This window comes from Streptomyces sp. NPDC100445 (assembly GCF_044759735.1).
Classification (GTDB): Bacteria; Actinomycetota; Actinomycetes; order Streptomycetales; family Streptomycetaceae; genus Streptomyces.
In genome coordinates, this window is sequence record NZ_JBIVZV010000004.1 from 1 (window position 1) to 20227 (window position 20227).

Here is a 20227-nt window from a genome sequence, read left to right on the forward strand (position 1 = left end):
CGGGTGCGGGAGGGGAGCGAGGTGATGCCCGCGTCGTCGTTGCGTGCGTACCAGGTGCGGGTGCACTTGTCGTCGTCCTGGACCGCGTCGTCGCCACACCGGCGCAGCAAGCGCCGCTTCGACCCCAACGTCCAGGGCAAGCGCTTCTGGCTGCCGAGCGAAGGCCGCCACGTCCGACTCACGCTCTCGACCAAGGGCATCAAGACGGTCGACACGATCGGCATCGAGGCCGCGGTGGCCCGCATCCGCGCCCGGGGAGGGAAGGTCTGATGGCGAAGAAGAGCAAGATCGCAAAGAATGACCAGCGGCGGCTCACCGTGGCCCGATACGCCGCGCGCCGCGCCGCGTTGAAGGCGATCACCGCGTTCCCCGGAAGCTCCGACGAGGACCGCGCCGCCGCGCAGCGGAAACTGCGCCGGCAGCCCCGCGACGCCAGAGCCACCCGCGTGCGCAACCGCGACTGCGTGGATGGCCGCCCTCGCGGCCACCTGCGCGCATTCGGCCTGTCCCGTATCCGGGTACACGAGATGGCCCGTGCGGGCGAGCTCCCTGGCGTGACCAACAGCAGTTGGTGACCCGGCACGCCAGGGGCTCACAACAGGCGCGTCAGCGACGCAGCCCGAATCTGTGCCCGGTTTCGAACGCGCCTTCCGCCACTCTGAACGGCGGGCGGGTGGCGGCACCGGCTTGTCGCGTTCTGCCTTGACCAGGTAGGTACGACGTACCCCGCACGCGGACGGCTTCCGCGTGCGGGACCCGGGGCCGGACCGGCAGATCAGCCGGTCGTCAGGGCGGTGTCGTCGACGACGAAGCTGGTCTGCAGCGAGGAGTCCTCCACGCCGTTGAACTTCAGCGTGACCGTCTGGCCCGCCAGCGAGGACAGGTCCAAGGTCTTCTGCGCGTACCCGGAGTTGTGGTTGAGGTTCGAGTACGTCGCCAGGGTGGTCGAACCGGCGGTCACCGTCAGCTTGTCGTACGCGGTGGTGCCGGTCTCCGCGGTGTCGATGTGCAGGTAGAAGGTCAGCGTGGCCTTGCAGCCGGCCGGGATCGTCACCGACTGGGACAGCGTGTCGGTGTGCGAGGAGCCGTACCCGTCGAGCCACGCCTTGTAGGAGCCGCCGTGGGCCGCCTCACCGGAGTCGGTGGTGATGACACCGCTGGTGGCGCTCCAACCAGTACTGCCCGACTCGAAGCCGGGGTCGGCCAGCAGCTGCGTCGAGGAGCAGCCGCCCCCGCCGGAGCCAACCGTCCAGGTGAAGGACGTCGAGCCGGAGGCGCCGGTGGAGTCCTTCGCCGTGACCGTCACCTGGTAGGTGCCCGCGGTGGACGCCGTACCCGAGATCAGTCCGGTGGAGCTGTTGATGGACAGCCCGGTCGGCAGGCCGCTCGCGCTGTAGGTGAGGGCCGCGCCCGCGCTGTCGGTGGCGTGGATCTGCAGGCTGACCGAGCCACCGGTGGTGGTCGACTGGCTGCCGGGGTTGGTCACCGTCACCGTGTTGCCGCCGGTGGAGCCGGAGGTGAAGGCAGCCGTGCCGTTCGGGGTGCCCCAGCCGGTCGGGCCGTCGTAGCCGGTGCCGGCGGTGCAGAAGTACGACGGGGAGCAGCTGCCGTTGTTGCCGCTGGTCACGTCGTACAGGTTGCCGGTGTGCTGGTACGGGTACTTCGCCGGGTAGTCGCTCGCGCCCGGAGTGCCCGCGAGGGCGTAGACCGAGGCGATGATCGGCGAGCTGGCGCTGGTGCCGCCGTAGACCGCCCAGCCGGAGCCGCCGTAGGTGTCGTAGACCGCGACGCCGGTGGCCGGGTCGGCGACGGCGGAGACGTCGGCCTCCATGCGCTTGGAGCAGCCGGTGTCGGTCTGCCAGGTCGGCTTCGGGTCGTAGGCGGAGCAGCCGGAGCCGGTGCCTTCCGTGGAGTTGGTGTGCCAGACGGACTCGCTCCAGCCGCGGGAGTTGGATGCGGTGGTCAGGGCGGTGCCGCCGACGGCCGTCACGTACTGGGAGGTCGCCGGGTACTCGGCGCCGTAGGCGGAGTCACCCGAGGAGACCGTGATCGCGACACCCGGGTGCTTGAAGTACGACGTGTCGTCGCTGGTCTGCGAGGAGGACTCGGAGCCGCCCCAGCTGTTGGAGACGAACTTGGCGCCGAGCGAGACGGCCTCGTTCTCGGCCGCGCCGAGGTCGGCCATGCTCGCGGAGTTGGCCTCGACCAGGATGATGCTGCAGTTCGGGCAGACCGCGCTGACCATGTCGATGTCGAGCATCTCTTCACCGGCCCAGCCGCTGTCGTTGGTCGGCAGCGAGGTGGTGGAGCCGGTCTGGCTGACCTGCTTGAAGCAGCCGTTGGCCTTGGTGCAGGAGGACAGGCCGTAGGTGGAGCGGTAGGTGGCCAGGTCCGCTTCGGCGTTGGGGTCGTTGTAGGCGTCCACGATGCCGACGGTCATGCCCGAACCGGCCGTGGTGGGCAGGTTGTAGGCGCTGTGCAGGTTGGCCGGGGAGAGGCCGGAGGGCGCGGCGGCGGCGAGCGCCGAGGCGAGCCGCTGCTTGATGTCGGTGCGGCGCTGGGCGAAGCAGGACGCGTGGCCCGGCTCGGCGGTGGCGCACAGATGCTGGGTCGGCACCTTCTGGCCGGCCTTGCCGGTCGCGTGGAAGGTCTGCCGGTCGGGGGCGGTCAGCGCTTTGTTGTTCTGCGTGACCTTGGAGGTCCGCGGGTGGGGCGCGGCAGGCTGGGCGCCGGCCGTCGGTGCAGCGGTGAATCCGGCGACGGTCAGAGTGAGGGCGGGGAAGGCGACGGCGACGAGTCTTCGCAGACTCCGTCTCCGCCCGCTGGGGTGTGACTCACGCATGGGGTACTGCCTCCGGTTGACGTGGGGTATCGCACTGGATGGGCAGGCCCGTGATTGCGCGTAGCGGCGGCGAAACCGCGCAGTCAGGAGCATGACACTCGCGCACCCCTGCCACGTTGGGTGAGCGTGACATGACAGGATGCGGGAGGAACGTAGACCCGAACGGGTCCTACCGGGCAGTACCGGACCCAATTCTTTGCTTCTCCATAGAATGCGGTTGGCCCCCTCATGAGGGGGCCAACGCGTGCTGGGCCCAGCTGGCCCTGGTGGGTCTCGATGGCATCTTCCGTGGCGGGGCTCATCGGGAGCAAAAGAGCCTACGGCCCGAACACGTCCCTTCGCGCCTCTGCCACACGCCCGCAGAGGAGGCGTGCTCCTCCAGTGCCTGAACGGCATCGCGCCAATGGCGACGGGAGTTTCGCGGTACACACCCGGGGCGGTGCGGAAGATGCGGCAGAACGCTCGATCGTCTGGCGATGGGCGGGCTGAGACCATGGCACAGCCGTGCCCGTACTCTTCTTCAGAGCCGCCGCGCAGGACCGGCTCCGGAGGGGGCACGGACCACCGCGAGGGAGATGGCGCATGGGAACCGCTGACCGGCAGAGCGCCGGAGACTGGAACCGGGTCGGCGACCCGCCCTCACCCGCGGGTGTTCGTGCGAGCGAATACGGCCGCGGCTACGGCTACGGCTACGGCTACGGGAATCCGCCTGAGTCGATACCTCACCCCGGCTACGCACCCGATGTCGGCTCGGGCCACGTCCCCTCCCAGGCGACAGGCCACGGCCACGGAGCGGGCGACGGACACGGCCACTCGCAGGGCCACAGTCACAGCCACGGGCCCGCCGCGCCGGTCTCCCGCCACCTGCGTAAGGTCATCGCGGCGATCCTGATCCCGTTCACCGCCGCGGTCGTGGTGGGGCTCGTCGTGCTGTGGCCGGGCGGTGCGCCGCCGCACAAGCGCACCGGCGTCGGCTTCGACCAGCAGACCCAGCAGGCCACGGTCACCAAAGTCGTCGAGCTGAGCTGCAAGTCGGTGAACGCCTCCGGCGAGACCCCCACCGGCGACACCTCCACCGCCGAGGGCAACTCGGCGCAGCAAGAGGCGAACGGCACCTGCCACAAAGCAACGATCCAGGTCGACACCGGCAAGGACAAGGGACGCACCTTCACCGAGATCGTGCAGCCCGACCAGGCACGACAGCTCCACCAGGGCGAGCAGGTCGTGACCGCCTACGAACCCTCCGCACCCAAGGACCTGCAGTACTCGGTCGCCGACGTCAACCGCCGCTTCCCGATGGGCCTGCTCGCCGGCATCTTCGCACTCGCCGTCGTAGTGGTGGGCCGGCTGCGCGGTGTGATGGCGTTGGTCGCGCTCGCCATCAGCTTCATGGTGCTGAACTTCTTCATCCTGCCCGCGGTCCTGCAGGGCTCGAATCCACTGCTCGTAGCGGTGGTCGGCTCGAGCGCCATCATGCTGATCGCCCTGTACATGTGCCACGGCCTGTCGGCCCGCACCTCGGTGGCGGTGCTCGGCACCCTGCTCTCGCTGGCGCTGATCGGCATCCTGGGCTCGGTGTTCATCGGCTGGGCCGCACTCACCGGAAACACGGACGACAGCACCGGCCTGATCCACGGCCTGTACCCGAAGATCGACATGAGCGGCCTGCTACTCGCCGGCGTCATCATCGGCTCCCTCGGCGTGTTGGACGACGTGACCGTGACCCAGACCTCCGCTGTCTGGGAACTGCACGACGCCAACCCGACGATGGGCTGGCGCGAGCTGTATCGGGCAGCCATCCGGATCGGCCGCGACCACATAGCCTCCGTGGTCAACACCCTCGTCCTCGCCTACGCCGGCGCCGCCCTGCCGCTGCTGCTCCTGTTCTCGATCGCCCAGAGCGGGGTGGGCACGGTCGCCAACAGCGAGCTGGTGGCCGAGGAGATCGTCCGCACACTGGTCGGCTCCATCGGTCTTGTCGCCTCGGTACCGGTCACGACGCTATTGGCGGCTCTCGTGGTCGCAGCCGATCGCCCTGGCCCGGGGAGGGAAACGGCAACCGCGGGAGTGGCAGCGGGCCGGGGCAGGCGCCGACGCAAGCACTGAGAGCATGTTCTTCGAGATGCTCGGATACGGTGTGATCTGTGATCGCCCGGATCGGCATCGGTTCCGCCCGATGCAGGCGAGGCCGAAGACGTCGCCGTGTCCGTCGAGGAGCTGGGCGTCCCGTCGACCGTGCAGAGGGTTCACCGTCACCAAGCTGTAGTCGCTGGTCACCGCGCCGCAGAGTGGGACCGACCGACACGGCGCCCACATGCACGCCACCGCCCAGGGCCGACGTGTGCCGGACCGCCTTCTTCACGGCCTGCTTCAGCTCATACCGGTTATCCCCAGCGATGGCGGCGGTCGTTCCCGGAGATCGCGGCCGGGGCCGCGCAGCTACCGGATGAGACCGACGGTCATCAGAGCATCGGTGCAGTGGCTGAGTTCTTCGGACAGCGCGGTTCGTTCGGCGGTGTCGATGCTCAGGCTCCAGCGGGCTCTGTTGGCCACCCGGTCGGTAATGTACTGGCAGCGGTAGACGGCGGCCGGCTGCAGCCACGTGGTGGGGGTCCTGGCCCGCTTTGGACCGGTTCGACGCCGCTGACACCGCGATCAGCGCGCGGTCGTCACCCAGATCGTTGGCGAAGGCCTCCCGCTCCGCCGCCGTCCAAGTACGGGCGTCGGAGTCCCAGGCCTCGGCGAGCGGGACCAGGTGGTCGATGTCCAGCCCGCTCGGACCGGTGGGACTCAAGCCACCCGGGCCGCTTCCTGGGTGCGGGCCAGCTGGCGTCAAGAGCCACGGCGAGTTGACGGAAGGTTGACCAGCCCGGCGGAGTGTTGACTCTTTTGATGGAGATCGTTAACGCAGTGCGCCATATGTTCGATCCCATGCCGTCACGTCCCCAGGGAGGCTCGGCGCTCCCGGTCCTCCCCTACCGCAAGCCCACGCGCGACCGCGACTACTGGGTTCTCGACCATGTGCTCCCCGACCCGGACACGGTCAGGGAGCGGTGCCTCGCCAAGAACGACTGGGTGAAGGGCCATCCGTACACCTCGGAGAGCTGGCCGGGCATGCGGACGATGCCGGGCCTGGAGCCTGATGAGCTGACCCATGTCGAGAAGCTGGTGCGCAAGGCGACTGGTGCGCGCGAGCTGTGGCTGCAGGCGACTCCGGACGGCGGCACCCTGAACCACAACTGCATCCAGGTGGTGGGCAAGGACGAGGGGGAACCACGGCCGCACACCGACTCCCGTACGCTGTGCCGGTATGCGGCGGTGCTCTATCTGAACCCGAACGCTCCCAAAAACTGCGGTACGAGCTTCTTCCGGCAGAGCCTGCCCGGCGGCCGGCTCGGCGGCAATCTCGTCGCGGCGCCGCACAACAACCTGGTCGAGGCGCTGGGCACGCGGTTCGTGCCGCCGAACTCCTTCACCGAGGACGTCCGCGTCCCGCATCGCTACAACCGGCTGCTGCTGTACCACGCCAACCTGATGCACACCGCGACCGGCTACTGCGGAAGCACCATGGAGGACAAGCGAATGACCGCAGTGTTCTTCTGGATGGCATGACTCTCCGCCAGACTCAGGATGTACGGATCGCCGCCACCTGACTCGGGAGTACTTATGGACCCGCGGTTGAGGAGGCTCGGCGAGCCTCTGATGACCTGCATCGCCCTGGCTTGGTTCGGCTACCAGGCCCTGTACGGACAGGGGGTGCTGCGGTTCGTTTCCGCCCTCATCTTGGTGTTTGGCGTGGTGAAGACCGCAGGCGCCATCCTCGAACACCTGTGGCCTCGACCGAAGCGGCGCCGATCCCATGAGCACGCTGGGTTGATAGGCCCATGTCGCCGATAGGGGTCGAAACCCCATACCAAAGCTGACATCAATGTCTGACACCAACGTGCGCGGACAGTCGCGACCAGCACTGAAAGTCAGTGACCGGCAAACCCATGGACAGCTTCGGTGATCAATGTCGAAGAGCTGCCGTGATCGACCTTGTGTAGCGGCCCGGCCCGTGCTTGGCACCTTCACCGTGCGACGACCCAACCGGTGCTATCCGCACCACCGCGGTGGCCGCCCTCCCCGCCGTCGCCCGCCTAGTAACACGCCGACATTGCCTTCACCGGCTCGTGGACTTGCCACTGCCAGCCTGACACCGACCTGAAGATCACCGACTCACAACCACCAACTTCGGGGGTTGTCCGCGCACAGCGGCCGGTCCACGGGGGCCTGACAGCGGCTGCTTACGCGCAAGGATATGCACTGACGAAGGCGATGACCGGCCGCTGCACGCGGCAGAGAACGACACAGACCTGCGCGGGAAGGGGTGATGGTGAGCGCGATGGATATCCAGTTCACCGGTGCCGCTAGGTTGGCCGCAGCATGGGGTGAGCGGAGGTGGCATGCAGACAGCAGAAGATCGGGCCGGGGAGGCAGTGTCCGCTGAGGTGCACGGAGCGGCGAGCGGTAACGCCGTTGCTGGCTGGCCCCGGTTCTGGCCGCTGCTGATGCTGGGGGCGGCCACTGTTCCCGGCACGGTGCTCTACCTGGGGGGCCGGTGGATGGAGACGCCGGCGATGCAGGCGTGGCGGACCGTCTGTCTCGCCGTGACCGTGCAGGCGCTGCCTTTTCTGCTGCTGGGCACGGCTCTGTCGGGTGCGATCAACGCGTTCGTGCCGGCCCGGGTGTTCACGCGGTTGCTGCCACGCCATCCGGCACTCGCCGTGCCGGTGGCCGGTGTGGCGGGAGCTGTATTGCCGGGCTGCGAGTGTGCGTCGGTGCCGGTGGCGAGCAGTCTGATCGGGCGGGGGGTCACGCCTGCGGCCGCATTCGCGTTCCTGCTGTCGGCTCCCGCGATCAACCCGGTGGTGCTGACGGCCACCGCGGTCGCCTTCCCGGGGCAGCCTGCCATGGTCGCCGCCCGGTTGCTGGCCTCGCTGGGCACGGCGTCGGTGATGGGCTGGCTGTGGCTGGGGCTGGGGCGGGCCGAGTGGCTGCGGCCGGTCGTGCGGCACAGCGGGCATCAGACGGGTGGCAGTCGGTGGCGGGAGTTCCGGGCCGGCTTCCAGCACGACTTCCTGCATGCGGGCGGTTTCCTGGTGGTGGGCGCGATGGCGGCGGCCACGTTCAATGTGGCAGTACCCCGTTCCGTGCTGGACACGTTCTCCGGTTCGCCCTGGTTGTCGGTGCTGTTCCTTGCCGGGCTGGCGATCGTGCTCGCGGTGTGTTCGGAGGCGGACGCGTTCGTGGCGGCCTCACTGAGCGGGTTTTCGCCCATCGCGCGGCTGGCGTTCATGGTCGTCGGTCCGATGGTCGATCTGAAGCTGATCGCCCTGCAGGCAGGCACCTTCGGCCGGGCCTTCGCCGTACGGTTCTCCGCTGCCACGCTGGTCGTGGCGATTATGGCCAGCGCGCTGATCGGAGGGGCACTGCTGTGAGACGCCTGCTTCAGACGACCCTGCTCGTCCTCACCGGTATCGGCCTGCTGCGCGCCGCCCTCTTCACCGACCTGTACCTGCGGTACGTCAAGGAGGGGATGCGTCCGCTGCTCATCGCCTCCGGCGTCTTGCTCGTCCTGCTCGGCGTAGCTGACGCAGTGGCATACGGGCGGCGGCGCGGATGCGACGAGCACCCAGACCACGAGGGTGGCGGCGCCCACGGGCACCACCACACCGGCGCACCCCGTACCGCCTGGCTGCTGCTCCTGCCTGCACTGAGCCTGCTGCTCTATGCTCCGCCCGCCCTCGGCGCGTACACCGCCTCTCGCGAGCCACCCAAGGAGATCACCCACCAGGACGACTTCGACCCGCTGCCCGCGACCTCGCCGCTGCCCATCACCCTCTCGGATTTCATCCGCCGCGTGCAGCAGGACCACACGCGGGCCATCGAGGGCCGGACCGTGCAGATGACGGGGTTCGTCACCTCCGGCAATCAGGACGGCGGCTGGTACCTGACCCGGATCATCATCTCCTGCTGCGCCGCCGACGCTCAGTCCGTGAAGGTACGGATCTATGGCACCCCCGCCCGGCCGGCCAACACCTGGGTGGCCATTACGGGAACCTGGCACTCCGGCGGAGCCCTCGGTACCAGCTCCGCACCCGCCGCGCTCGACGCCCGATCCGTGAAGGAGGTCGACAAACCAGTGAACGCCTACACCGACGCGCTTCCGCTCACCCCCACGAGATGAACCAGCACCTTTCCGCCTGACTCGGGAGGCCAGCAGCTTCCTCAAGCGGCGGTGGACCAGATGATCAACGGCCAGCCAAGCCCTCGGTGCTGGTCCACGACGCGTACAGGTTCGCCTGCACGCGAGTGCGCAGGTCAATCGCATCCCGCTCCGGCGGCGTCGACGTCACACGCGTTGACCGGTAGTACGGTGCCACCGGTGGCGGCCACTCCTACTCCCCCGTACACCCACTGCCTGCGGTTCAACGCCACGGGCGCGGTCCAGGAGTTCAGCGTTCCTGCGGGTGTCACACGCATCAACGTCCGTATGTGGGGCTCGGGCGGCGGCTACGACGAAGTGAGCGGTGCCGGTGGCTTTTCCTCAGATGACGTGGAGGTGCTGCCCGGGGAGGCTCTGCAGGTCGTGGTGGGTGATCCGCTCGGTTTCGGTGGCGGTGGCTGGGGTGCCGGCGGGGGGCTGAGCGTGCTGTTCAGTGTCCGGCTTCAGCAGCCCCTGCTGGTCGCCGGTGGGGGTGGCGGCCGCGGGGCCAGTGCCTCCCGCGGGGGTGCGGGTGGCGGGACGTCCGGAGGCACGGGAGGAGGTCCTACGCCCGGGAGGGGTGCTGTCGGTGTGACGGGTGGGGCTGGTGGGACCGACGGCTTCGGTGACTACGCAGGCCGCGGAGGCAATCTCGGCTCCCCCGGCGGCAGCAACTCCATCGGGCAAGCCGGTGGCGTCGTTCCCGACGCGGGCCTGGGCGGAGGCGGAGGCGCTTCCGGTATCAAGACAGGCGACGCTGTCGTCGCAGGTGGCGGTGCGGGTACGCCGGTGGCGGAGGCGGCAGCCGCCCAAGCCAGAGCGGCGGCTATTTCAGCGCGGGCGCAGGAGGGAGCGGCTTTGCAGCCGGTCCGGGGGTGACGGTCGCCGGTTCGGGCAGCACCACGGCCCGCACAGACGATCCGCTCTACCAGCAGGGCATCGGCAACGGCAACCAGCCGGGCCAGGTGGTGCTGCAATGGGCCGTGCCAGACACGGTGACGCTCATGCTGACCGTGCAGTATGTCGAGCACCCCTCCGGTGATCTCAGGGAGGACAAGTACAACGGCACGCTGTCGCTGGACGGGCAGATGCTCACTTTCGGCAACGGCAACGTGCGCGTTACGGTCAGCGGGTCGCAGTCCGTGGCATGGGTACCGGTGGGATCCAGCGACCACTACTCGCTGTCGCCGGGCGGCCCACCGGATGTGACACTGACGCGCGGCGGCGAGGTCGGCTACCCGGGCGTGCAGATGCACGCCGACGGCCCGGACCCGGTTGTTCCGGAGCACGTCCAGGTGACCCTGCCTGCCGGAAGGGGTCTGGAGTTCGTCGCCGAAAGCAACTCCATGTATCAGCTAACCGTCCAGGACGCGCAAGGCAACACCGTCGCCTACGACGGGACGCTCTCAGCGGACGGGCAGACCCTCACCTTCGAAGCGGTAGATCTCGCACTGTCGGCAGCAGGAGCGCAGTCCGCAGCATGGGTCGCGGTGAAGGCCTCCGGCGGCGCTGCGCTGGAGCAGACAGATCTCAGCTTCCGCGTCGGCGGCCGGAGCTCCGTCTCCACGCCAATCGACGTCGTCAACCCGTAGGCCCGACAACCTCCCCTGCAGGCTCCCCTGACCGCGCTCATCAAACCCCGGAGCATGTCCATCGTGGCCCGAACGCCCCCATCCCGGCCCAGGATGGGTGGGGCCGCTGCCGCTGGCCACAGAACGCGAGACGACGGGTGCCGGGTTCCGCGAACCGGGCCAGGACCCCGCACGCGCGCGATAGGACCGGTAGGGCTGCCGCCCGCCGCGCCCCGACCGGCAGCCGCAGCCCTGCCGGAAGTTCACTGCCTCACACACGCCCGCGCCCTTCCGGGCCGGAGCGAGGCACCGGGGCGGTGACAAAGAGCTCCGGCCACACGGCGATGATCGGGCGATGACCGACCGCCGCCCACTGGGTACCGGACCCGCCACCGCCGAGGCGTCCCCCACACAAGACACCGACCCGGTGCCGGCGCCGCGCGCCCAGCTCGCCGCCGAACGCCTCCCCGCCACCCCGGCCGCCAAGCCGACGCCGCGCCCGACGACCGGACGCCGCGCCCTCGGAACCGACCCCACCGCAATCGGCCAGTGACCGCGGCTGTAACGGAAGCGGTCTGTACCGAAAGGCGACCAACCGACCTACATAGCCCGGGTGCGCTTGGTGACATTCCTGTGGGCGCTACGCTGCATGGGCGGGGTTGTGCCGGCCCGCCGCTGGTAGAGCCCCGCACCCATCACGGCTCCCGCGCTCTTCAGCGGTGCCGGTAGCCGGTGGCCATGTAGTCGCCGCTCACCCAGCCCCGGCGCCCGTCGGGGAAGCCGGAGTAGCGGCCGGAGACGACCTCGCCGTCCGCCCACCACACGCGGCCAGACGTCATGCCCCAGCACTGGGCGTAGAAGTCGATGTTCCTCGCCAGGACGGCCAGAGAACGGTAGCGGGTGCCCTTACCCGCACGCAGATGCACCGGCTCGGTGGTGTGCAGCTGCTCGGCAGCCCCGTCGGAATTGCAGGCCCGGGGCCTGGAGGGTGGGGAGGCCGCGGGGGCCGGCGAGGCCGCCACCACCGTGGCCAGGACAGCGGCCGTCATCGCGGCCGCACTCATGAGTCGTCGGATCATGCCCCACCAACTCCTCCCCCGACCACCGCCGTCACCGGCGGGCCGAGGAGATCACCCACGCGAGGCCAACAGGTCGAAGCCGCTACGTCCGTCGCGGCTTCTCCAGGTCGCGCCTCTGGTCGCGCTCCTAGTCGCAACTCTGGTCGTGGCTCTGGTCGCGCTCCTGGTCGCGGCTCTGGTCACACCGCCCCCCGGCCCGGCGGGGCTCCGACTACTTCCTGGAAGACCCCCTTGCGGGCTCCGGCGGGCAGTACCCGCCCGGTCCCGGCGCTCGGCCCGGGCCGCATCGTCGGTGGAGCGGGGCACCTACGGCCGGGACGTTGTCCCGGCCGTAGGTGGCGGCCCCGGTGCCCGCCACCGAGACGATCGTCCCGTCCGGGTGCTGCGTCGCGGACCTGGTCTCAGAGGTCAGGGGGCTGGCGCCCGGCCGGCCCTACCGCGCCAGGGTGACCGTGATGGGTACGTCGGAGCAGTGGCTCAACGTCCCGGCCAGCGCGGCCTGCTCGATGGCGTCGATGCTCAAACCCCAGCGAGTCTTGTCGGCCCCCCAGTCGGTGACGTACTGGCAGCGGTAGGCCACGGCCGGCGGCAGCCACAGGTCATTGGCGTAGGCCTGCCGCTCCGCCGACGTCCACCCGTACGCCCCCGAGTCCCAGCTCTCCGCAAGCGGCACCAGATGATCGATGTCCAAGCCACGGGCGCCACTGATGGAGCGGTCGTCGTACGCGGTGTACCACTGACCGCCCGTCAAGGTGCAGTTCGCGCCCTGCACCGGAGCGATGACCGCTTCGGCCTTCAGAACCTCTGAACGGGTGTTGCAGCCGTCGCGGTCGGCGTCGACCCAGCCCCCGAACATGCTGCGTTCGTACCCCGTACGGTCCTCCTCCCGCACGGGGAGGGTGGTAAGGGCATCACGGACCGGAAGCGTCACCGTCGTACCAGGAACCACACGCCCAGCCGGCGCAGCCGCGGCGGCATGGGCGGTGGCGGAAACGAGCAGGACGGCGAAGGCGGCGGCCGTCGCGGCGGTACGGGCCAGACGCATCAACAGGTCCCTTCGAAGACCTCGGACAGGCTGTGATCTTCGTAGCGGGATCATCAGCGGACACGCCCGGCATGCATTACCCCGCCACCCGTACGACCGCGTAAGTCACACCGGCCGCGATGGCCTGCCCGGCATCGCCGGCTTCCACCGGCAGAAGGGCGAGGCGCTCACCGTCTTGAGCTCACCGTCGTCTGCCGCCAGGCGGCCCAGCACCGGACACCCACCGACATGGTCAAGTCACGCCTGGGGATCGGGAGTTGCCAGGTACAGCCTGACTCGGATCGCCTCGACGAGAGCGACGTCCCCACCTCGAGCTGGCTGCGTCGAGCAACCGTGACAGGGTGGGCGAATGACGCCGAGCCGCGAGTACTCATCCGATCTCCACACCAGACCGTGGTTGAACACCGCCCCGGCCCACGCAGATCTCATTGCGGCGAAGGCACTCGTCTACGCCCCCTGCGGGTTCACCTGCTCGCAGCCAGTACCCGAAGCCGAAGGTGCCGCTTACGCCGCCCACGAATTCGCCCTTGACGGCCGCTCCATCCGGTTCCGTGCAGCCAAGACGACCCCCACCAAGGTCGGCCAATTCGTCACCGTCTGGAAGAGGTCCCCGGCCGGGCCCATCCAGCCCTTCGACGCCACGGACCCCGTCGACCTCTTTATCATCAGCACCCACGACCATCACCACTTCGGCCAGTTCGTCTTTCCCATGGACGCGCTTCGCCAGCACGGTGTCGTATCGGCGAACGGTTCCGGTGGGAAACGAGCCTTCCGCGTCTACCCGCCCTGGGTGACCACCAGCAACCGCCAGGCCAGCAGTGCGCAAGCATGGCAGCTGGACTTCTTCCTGCACCTGCACCAGGACGGCCCTATCGACCTGGCCCGCGCCCAAGAGCTCTACCACCCCTAGGACGGCGCTGGCACAACCACAAGACCCGCCAGCCCATCACACGATCACTGATCACCTACGACCACCGATCATTCGGAATGACTCGTTTAGCGGGTTTGATCACTGAGGGCGTCGCGAACATTACGCTCTGCATGCAGACTGTGCCTGTCCTGCTGCACTTGGTGACGGTCAGGTAGGGCTCGTCCTTGTCCCGTCTGGCTTGGATGGAGTGTTCGATGGCGGACTTCGACGTGCCTGGAGTCTCCCGTGGTGCGACTGCCGTGCCGGTGTTCCTCGCCGACTTCGGTACGGCCTTCGAGGGTGTGGTGCGGGCCGACACCTGGACTGAGTTCTCCGAGGCTGCCGGTGAGGGCGCAACCTCCGCGGTGACCCGTGGGGTGCTGCGCGGGTATTTCGAGAACGGGGGCGGCTTCTGCTACCTGGCCAACACCACGGGCATGCCCCTGCAGGAGGCGTTGACCACGGTCGAGGCCTTCGACGAACAGAACGCGACGGTGACGCGCGGGGAATCGGCGACGATCCTGCTACCGCTCGACCTGTAGGACGGCGATGCCGACGCGGCCGGCGAGATGGCAAGGGCCGTGACCACCTAGCGGCGACCCACCGGGCGATGACCATCCTGCACGCAGGAGCGGACCACGACGCCCGGCAGGCCCGCGACGCGGCGAGGGCATTCAAGCTCGACGCCGACCAGAGCGCGCACGCCGCCCTCTACCACCCGTGGCTGATCCCCACCCACGACGGCGCCCAGCCCGTCCCGCCCGTCGGCGCGGTCGCCGGGGTGTGGTGCCGGACCGACCGCGACCGCGGGGTGTGGAAGGCCCCGGCGAACGTCGAGGTGTACGGCGCGCGTCTGTCCCAGGCGGTGACCGACACCGAGCAGGCCCAGGCCGAGCCGGTTGCCGTCCTGCGGGAGTTCACGGGCCGGGGCACGCTCGTCTGGGGCGCCCGCACCCTCAACGAGAGCGACGACCGGTGGAAGTACATTCCGGTGCGACGTCTGGCCGACACGGTAGAGCGCGACCTGCACAGAGTCTTCCGGTCCGTGATGTTCGCCCCGAACACCCAGCCGACATGGGAGAACCTGCGGACCGCGGCCGACGGCTACCTGCAAGACCTCTGGAGGCAGGGCGGACTGCAGGGGAGCACACCGAAAGAGGCGTACCTCATCCAGATCGGCCAGGGCGCGTCACCATGACAGACGAAGACGTCAAGGCCGGCAGGATCATCCTGAACGTCGGCGTCGCCACGCAACGCCCGGGCGAGTTCATCCCCGTGACCGTGACCGGGACTGCTGACGCCAACGGCTCTTGAAATGCCCAGGCTGGTGGCCATCAGAGATCCATGCCTGTGGTCAGTGGTGTTCTTCGAGGGCGGGGGGTCTAGCGGATGGTCATCGATCAAAGGAGCAGCGGTATGGCTGAGCGGCAGAGCGGCACCGTCAAGTGGTTCAACGACGCGAAGGGCTTCGGCTTCATCGACCCGGAAAGCGGGGAAGCGGCCCTCTTCGTGCACTTCAGGTCGATCCAGGGCAACGGCTTCAAGAGCCTCAAGGAAGGGCAGAAGGTGACGTTCGTGGCGGTGCAGGGCCAGAAGGGCATGCAGGCGGACGAGGTCCAGCCCGAAGCCTGAGGTGCTCCGGCCCCGCGCCGTACCACCGCGACGACGCACTCCTGGCCCGGGAGCCGATTCGGCTCCGGGCCAGGCGCCACCGGGGCATCATCCGATCGCAGCAGGCCACCGCCACAAGCCTGACGCAGTGCGAGACCGATATTGCGCTGACCGCTCACGCTCCCCAGCCGGGCTTCCGCTCCTCCATCTCGCGCTCGTGCTCCCCCTGCGCGGCAAGCATGGCGTTGGCCGTCCGAACGGGCGTGGTGACCAGGTCCGTGCCCTTGCGATAGATGGTCACCTCACTGTCGTACACGGGGCGGTACAGCCTGATGGCGTACAGGTTCTCGTCGGCGTTGACGAGCGTCACCTCCCGGACGATCCCGTCATCGAACACCGGGTTCCCTCCCGCTGACCTGCTTTCGATCCTGACCTCCTTGCGGGGGTCGGGCCGCAGCTCACCGACGGTGCTCGGGAGCAGCGCTTTGCGCATGTCGGGCGGGAGGGAGTCGAGCAGGGAGGAAACCAGGCCTACCGTCCGATACCCCAGTCGAGGCAGATCGGACGGACCCGTGTCACCCAGGGGCATCATCCTCTCCGCCTCGTCCCCAGACGCTGGAGAGGAGGCGGCCAGTGCGCTGCTCGCGCTTCCGGCGAGAACGGCGGCGGCCAGGACTGTCGCGGAGAAAGTGTGCTGTGCGCGGTTCATACCCGCTTCAACGAACCCGCCACCCCCGGGAAACGGCAACCTTGCTGACTGCCCTTGGCTCGTGGGGGCTGGTTGATGACTGTGCCGGATCAACGTGGGCGTCAGGTGGGGCCACGCAAGGGTGACTGGGGGGAGAGCGCGGTTGGACAAGCCAGATGGTGGACAGCTCTGTGCCATGACATTCAAGTTCAGCGGCGCGTGGCTTCGCCTGGTTGCCAACCAGCGGACGGTCAGTATCGAAGCCTCCAATTTCTCCGAGGCTTTGACGAAACTGACGGATCAGCACCCTCAGTTGAAGGGCGTCCTGCTCGACGACTCCGGGCAGGTGCGCCGAAACCACTACGTTGTTGTCAACGGCGATCCTGTTGCTCAGCTCAGCCCGGACATGCCGCTCTCGGAACACGACCAGATCGAGTTCCTCACCCGCGTCTCGTAGATCCTGCGGCAACGACACCGCGGTGCACTGCCCAGGCCGCGCGGTCACCCTTCAACGAGGCTTGGCCCTGAAGCGGGGCCGCCCGGGTCCGAGGAAGGCCCGGGGCGGCCCTACGAGGCGGACCAGGGTCTCAGGTGGCCGGCGGGCGAACGGGATGACTGCCATCGCCACCGACAGGCGATGCAATGCGGACAGGAAGACGGTCCTGAACTTCACAGCCACCCCAAATACCCGATCACACCCCAGGTTCCCCGCAGCCGCCCCCTGGTGCCAGGTCCTACAGGTCGAAGTCGAGTTGCTCGAAGTCGGTGAACTCCACCATCAGCTCCTGGGCGCGCCGGCCGCCGTCACGGAAGTACACGTGGGCGAGGCCCTCGGCGGTGATGCCGTGCAACTGCCGCTGGCCTGCTGGGCGTCGAAGAGGCGGGCCGCGCAGTCGGGCGGCAAGCGCGAGAGTGAGATGCCTCAGGTGGGCGTCGTCGGTGGTGCCGGGCGCGGCGGTGAACCCGAACCGGGCCCGGGTGTCGATGACCAGGCCGGTGCTGGTGGCGGCCTGCCGGCGGGCTTGCTCCCGGACGCGGGGCTGCCAGCGGGCGCGCACCGCGTCGGCCAGGCGCCGGGCGAGGTCGGGGCGAGGCCGGCGTGGGCCTACGCCCCCTACCTGCCTGAGCCGAGACCGACGCGATGGTCTTCTTCAGTCCGTCGAGCAGCGGGACACGGAGCTCCCAACCCAGCAGCGAGCGCGTCCTGGTGATGTCGGGCCGGCGGCGCCGCGAGTCCGCCGGGTGCGGGGCGACGTAGGAGAAGGAGGACTCGCTGCCGTTCAGATCGAGTATGTGTCCGGCCAGCTCCCGGACGGTGACCTCCTGGAGGTTGCCGATGTTCATGGGGCCACCCTCGGCGCTGTGGGTGGGCGCGAAAATGCCCTGTCACCGCCTCCCGCAATGCCGTGGTGTTGAAAGCTCGGGGCCCGAGTGCCGTACGGCACTCGGGCCCCGACGCGTCCCCCGGAAGGAGAGGTCTATGCCCCCTCGCATAGGGGAGACAAGCGGTCGAACGGGAAGCGGTCCGATGTCTACAGGAACTCTTCTGACGATCGTCATTCCCGCTGTGGTGGTCGTGGACTTGATCGCGTCGGCCCTGGCGCCCTGGTTCTTCTCATACGTTGGCGGAGGCTGCGTGAACGCACGGCAGCATCGGTCCTGCCCCTGGCGTCAACGCCGGGCAGCGGCACCCGGGCGGGTGCCGCTGCCCGGGGCGGGTGACGAAGTACCGGCTGGCCGCGATCCACACTGCGAGCCGTCGTGCTTTCACTCGGTCCGGTGAATTCGACCTTCGCTTTTCAAACGGCGTCTCCTGCCCTACCCGTTGGGGCGGCCAGCGGTGCTCGAATGTCGCGGTCCAGGCCCTAGCCTGAGACGGGCCGTGTTGTCCGGGCGGAGTCTGCCAGTTCAGAGAAAGCGAATTGATGTCGAAAAAAATTACTATCGTTTCGGTAGGGCTCCGCGGAGACATTCAGCCGCTTGCCGCGCTGGGTGTGGCCCTGAAAGGCCGAGGTTTCGACGTGCAGCTGATCGGAGCCGGCTGTTATGCGGATACAGTCCTTGGCACCGGAGTCGAATACAGCGCTGTGCAGCCAGACCCCGAGTCGCTGCTCATCACGCCTGACGGGCAGCGACTGCTGGAGTGCGGGGACAACCCCAAGGCGTTCGCTCGTTGGATGCGGCAGGTCGGTGGGGCCGCCGCGGACCAGCTGTTCCGGGAAATCTCCACGGTCGCGCGCCCGAGTGACTGTGTCATTTACTCACCTTTTGCGATGCCTGCGGAAAGCCTCGCGGAGTGTTGGGGTGCCACCTCTTTCATGGCCTCGTTCGTGCCGGTCCGCCCCACCCGCTTCTTCTCTCCGACCGGCCTGGGCCGTTCTCTGGGGTCGGTGGGGAACGTGTGGGGTGTCAGGCTCGCCGAGCAGGCGATCTGGCAGGTGTTCCGCAAACGCGTCAACGCGTGGCGGACGGGCACCCTGCACCTCCCCCCGTGGCCCTTGTGTGGCCCGTTCGGTCAATGGCGCCGGCAGCTGCGGCCCACGCTGTACTGCTACAGCCCCTTGGTGCTACCGGTGCCCCCTGACTGGCCGCCGAGCGAACACGTCACGGGGTACTGGTTGTTCGACACCCCGTCCGACTGGGAACCTCCCAAGGACCTGGCGGCGTTCCTCGAAGTCCAGGGCCCACCAGTCGTCTACGTCGGATTCGGCAGCATGATCACCGACGACCTTGAGCGTCGCCACGAGCTGGTGCGCAGTGCCCTTCGCACAGCTGGCGTACGGGGCGTCCTGCTCGGGAATCCTGACGTGACACCTTCGGATGACCTAGCCCACGTCGTCCCTGGCGTTCCGCACGCCTGGCTCTTTCCCCGGATGACCGCGGTCGTTCACCACGGAGGATCCAGCACCGTCGGCGCCGGCCTGACCGCGGGGATTCCCACCGTCACGTGCCCCCACTTCTTCGACCAGCCGTTCTGGGGGTCCCTTGTCCACACGCTGGGTGTCGGACCTCGCCCGATCCCGGCCCCTGACCTGACCGGGCGGAACCTGGCGGAAGCCATCAAACAAGCTGTGAACGACCAGGACATGCGCCGGCGGGCCGAACGGATCGGTCACCGCCTGCGAGCCGAGTCCGGTATCGAGTCGGCCTGCGACATCGTGGAACGCTCCCTTGACCGGGCGCCGAGCTCGCTCTCGCCGACCAGCTGACGAAGGACGAACCAGTGAACGCTTCTGGAACCGTCGTCGTGGCCGGCGGGGCGGGCTTCCTCGGCTCCCACCTGTGCCGCCGGCTCCTCGCCGACGGGCACGGGGTCGTGTGCGTGGACAACCTGAGCACCGGCAGGCTGAGTAACGTCGAGGATCTGACGGCAAGCAAAGATTTCTGCTTCATTCATGGGGACGTGACTGAACCCATCGACCTTCACGGCGATGTCGAAGCGGTGTGCCATCTGGCCTCCCCAGCCTCCCCGCAGGCGTACCTCGCCCATCCCGTGGAAACGCTTCTCGCGGGATCGGCCGGCACGCGTCATTCGCTCGAACTCGCCCGGAAGAAGCAGGCGCGTTACCTCCTGGCCTCGACGAGCGAGGTGTACGGCGACCCGCAGATCCACCCGCAGCCGGAACACTATTGGGGGCACGTGAACCCGGTCGGGCCACGCAGTGTGTACGACGAGGCGAAGCGCTTCGCGGAAGCCCTCACCACCGCCTACCTCCACACCCATGGCGTGGACACGAAAATCGCACGCATCTTCAACACGTACGGTCCGGGTATGAGGGCCGACGACGGCAGGATCGTCTCCACGTTCATCCGGCAGGCCATGGAGGGTGAACCGATCACCGTCCACGGAGACGGCCGTCAGACCCGGTCCCTGTGCTACGTGGAGGACACTGTGGAGGGATTGGTCCGCCTGCTCCGCTCCCCCCACCACGGTCCGGTGAACATCGGGAACCCGCGGGAGCTGAGCGTGCGGTGCATCGCCGAGATGATCCGGGAGCTGACCGGCTCGCGATCCTCGACCGTCTCGCTGCCCAGGATGGCCGACGACCCCCAAGTGCGCTGCCCCGACATCGCACGCGCACGCGGCATCCTCGGCTGGGAGCCTTCTACACCACTGGAGCAGGGGCTGAGAATCACTGCGGACCACCTGGCCAGGGAACTCGGCAGGCAGTTGGCGGCCGCGATGTCTCAGCCGCGAGACCCCGCGCATATGTGAACACCGCGCGCGGGTCGC

19 protein-coding genes and 1 pseudogene are annotated in these 20227 nt (G+C 68.6%); 15 read left to right on the plus strand and 5 right to left on the minus strand.

Features of this window, described 5'->3' with window-relative positions; all coding sequences use genetic code 11:
- The first annotated feature begins 24 nt into the window (after positions 1-24).
- Positions 25-270 carry a 50S ribosomal protein L28 gene (gene rpmB, locus ACIQVT_RS11740; RefSeq protein WP_403751773.1) on the plus strand — a complete coding sequence of 82 codons (246 nt, stop codon included), beginning with the start codon at positions 25-27 and terminating at the stop codon, positions 268-270.
- Positions 270-575, plus strand: a complete 306-nt coding sequence (rpsN, locus tag ACIQVT_RS11745; RefSeq protein WP_403750969.1) for a 30S ribosomal protein S14 — start codon at positions 270-272, stop codon at positions 573-575. The genes rpmB and rpsN overlap by 1 nt, the downstream gene beginning before the upstream one ends.
- 200 nt (positions 576-775) lie before the next feature.
- On the opposite strand, the gene ACIQVT_RS11750 is transcribed toward rpsN, so the two are convergent.
- Positions 776-2842, minus strand: coding sequence for a putative Ig domain-containing protein (locus ACIQVT_RS11750; protein ID WP_403750971.1), 2067 nt, complete (start codon positions 2840-2842; stop codon positions 776-778).
- A 582-nt stretch (positions 2843-3424) separates the two neighbouring features.
- Here ACIQVT_RS11750 and ACIQVT_RS11755 point away from each other — a divergent pair.
- From ACIQVT_RS11755 to ACIQVT_RS11780, 6 genes are all read left to right on the plus strand, one after another.
- Positions 3425-4948 carry a YibE/F family protein gene (locus tag ACIQVT_RS11755; RefSeq protein WP_403750973.1) on the plus strand — a complete coding sequence of 508 codons (1524 nt, stop codon included), beginning with the start codon at positions 3425-3427 and terminating at the stop codon, positions 4946-4948.
- Positions 4949-5773: 825 nt separating this feature from the next.
- Positions 5774-6454 carry a DUF6445 family protein gene (locus ACIQVT_RS11760; protein ID WP_403750975.1) on the plus strand — a complete coding sequence of 227 codons (681 nt, stop codon included), beginning with the start codon at positions 5774-5776 and terminating at the stop codon, positions 6452-6454.
- Positions 6455-7287: 833 nt separating this feature from the next.
- Positions 7288-8322 carry a permease gene (locus tag ACIQVT_RS11765; RefSeq protein WP_403750977.1) on the plus strand — a complete coding sequence of 345 codons (1035 nt, stop codon included), beginning with the start codon at positions 7288-7290 and terminating at the stop codon, positions 8320-8322.
- Entirely contained in the window at positions 8319-9071 is a 753-nt protein-coding gene (locus tag ACIQVT_RS11770) for a TIGR03943 family putative permease subunit (RefSeq protein ID WP_403750979.1), read from the plus strand. Before ACIQVT_RS11765 ends, ACIQVT_RS11770 begins: the two co-directional genes overlap by 4 nt.
- Before the next feature lie 893 nt (positions 9072-9964).
- The gene (locus ACIQVT_RS11775; RefSeq protein ID WP_403750981.1) at positions 9965-10681 is read left to right on the plus strand and encodes a hypothetical protein; all 717 of its coding nucleotides are present in this window, start codon (positions 9965-9967) and stop codon (positions 10679-10681) included.
- Between the two features lie 334 nt (positions 10682-11015).
- Positions 11016-11213, plus strand: coding sequence for a hypothetical protein (locus tag ACIQVT_RS11780; RefSeq protein ID WP_403750983.1), 198 nt, complete (start codon positions 11016-11018; stop codon positions 11211-11213).
- Between the two features lie 160 nt (positions 11214-11373).
- Here the strand turns inward: ACIQVT_RS11780 and ACIQVT_RS11785 are convergent, their stop codons facing one another.
- Together ACIQVT_RS11785 and ACIQVT_RS11790 are read right to left on the minus strand one after the other, a co-directional pair.
- Complete coding sequence (locus ACIQVT_RS11785) at positions 11374-11739, minus strand: hypothetical protein (RefSeq protein WP_403750985.1); 366 nt, start codon at positions 11737-11739, stop codon at positions 11374-11376.
- A gap of 433 nt (positions 11740-12172) precedes the next feature.
- Positions 12173-12784 (minus strand): HNH endonuclease family protein, encoded by a 612-nt coding sequence (locus ACIQVT_RS11790; protein ID WP_403750987.1) that lies wholly within the window; start codon positions 12782-12784, stop codon positions 12173-12175.
- Positions 12785-13133: 349 nt separating this feature from the next.
- Between ACIQVT_RS11790 and ACIQVT_RS11795 the strand changes: the two genes are divergently transcribed.
- From ACIQVT_RS11795 to ACIQVT_RS11810, 4 genes are all read left to right on the plus strand, one after another.
- The gene (locus ACIQVT_RS11795) at positions 13134-13694 is read left to right on the plus strand and encodes a MepB family protein (protein ID WP_403750989.1); all 561 of its coding nucleotides are present in this window, start codon (positions 13134-13136) and stop codon (positions 13692-13694) included.
- A gap of 215 nt (positions 13695-13909) precedes the next feature.
- Positions 13910-14236 carry a hypothetical protein gene (locus tag ACIQVT_RS11800; protein ID WP_403750991.1) on the plus strand — a complete coding sequence of 109 codons (327 nt, stop codon included), beginning with the start codon at positions 13910-13912 and terminating at the stop codon, positions 14234-14236.
- A 68-nt stretch (positions 14237-14304) separates the two neighbouring features.
- Positions 14305-14892 (plus strand): phage tail sheath C-terminal domain-containing protein, encoded by a 588-nt coding sequence (locus tag ACIQVT_RS11805; RefSeq protein ID WP_403750993.1) that lies wholly within the window; start codon positions 14305-14307, stop codon positions 14890-14892.
- 218 nt (positions 14893-15110) lie between these two features.
- Complete coding sequence (locus ACIQVT_RS11810; protein ID WP_403750995.1) at positions 15111-15326, plus strand: cold-shock protein; 216 nt, start codon at positions 15111-15113, stop codon at positions 15324-15326.
- Positions 15327-15480: 154 nt separating this feature from the next.
- Here ACIQVT_RS11810 and ACIQVT_RS11815 read toward each other — a convergent pair whose 3' ends face one another.
- Positions 15481-15702: a hypothetical protein gene (locus tag ACIQVT_RS11815; RefSeq protein ID WP_403750997.1), complete on the minus strand. Its 222-nt coding sequence runs from the start codon at positions 15700-15702 to the stop codon at positions 15481-15483.
- A gap of 487 nt (positions 15703-16189) precedes the next feature.
- On the opposite strand from ACIQVT_RS11815, the gene ACIQVT_RS11820 reads away from it, so the two are divergent.
- Positions 16190-16450 (plus strand): MoaD/ThiS family protein, encoded by a 261-nt coding sequence (locus ACIQVT_RS11820; protein WP_403750999.1) that lies wholly within the window; start codon positions 16190-16192, stop codon positions 16448-16450.
- Positions 16451-16727: 277 nt separating this feature from the next.
- On the opposite strand, the pseudogene tpg reads toward ACIQVT_RS11820, so the two are convergent.
- Positions 16728-17081, minus strand: a pseudogene (tpg, locus tag ACIQVT_RS11825) (telomere-protecting terminal protein Tpg); the annotation flags it as partial.
- 837 nt (positions 17082-17918) lie between these two features.
- Here tpg and ACIQVT_RS11830 point away from each other — a divergent pair.
- Positions 17919-19202 (plus strand): glycosyltransferase, encoded by a 1284-nt coding sequence (locus ACIQVT_RS11830; RefSeq protein ID WP_403751001.1) that lies wholly within the window; start codon positions 17919-17921, stop codon positions 19200-19202.
- A 14-nt stretch (positions 19203-19216) separates the two neighbouring features.
- Positions 19217-20209 carry a UDP-glucuronic acid decarboxylase family protein gene (locus tag ACIQVT_RS11835; RefSeq protein WP_403751002.1) on the plus strand — a complete coding sequence of 331 codons (993 nt, stop codon included), beginning with the start codon at positions 19217-19219 and terminating at the stop codon, positions 20207-20209.
- The last annotated feature ends 18 nt before the right edge of the window (positions 20210-20227 follow it).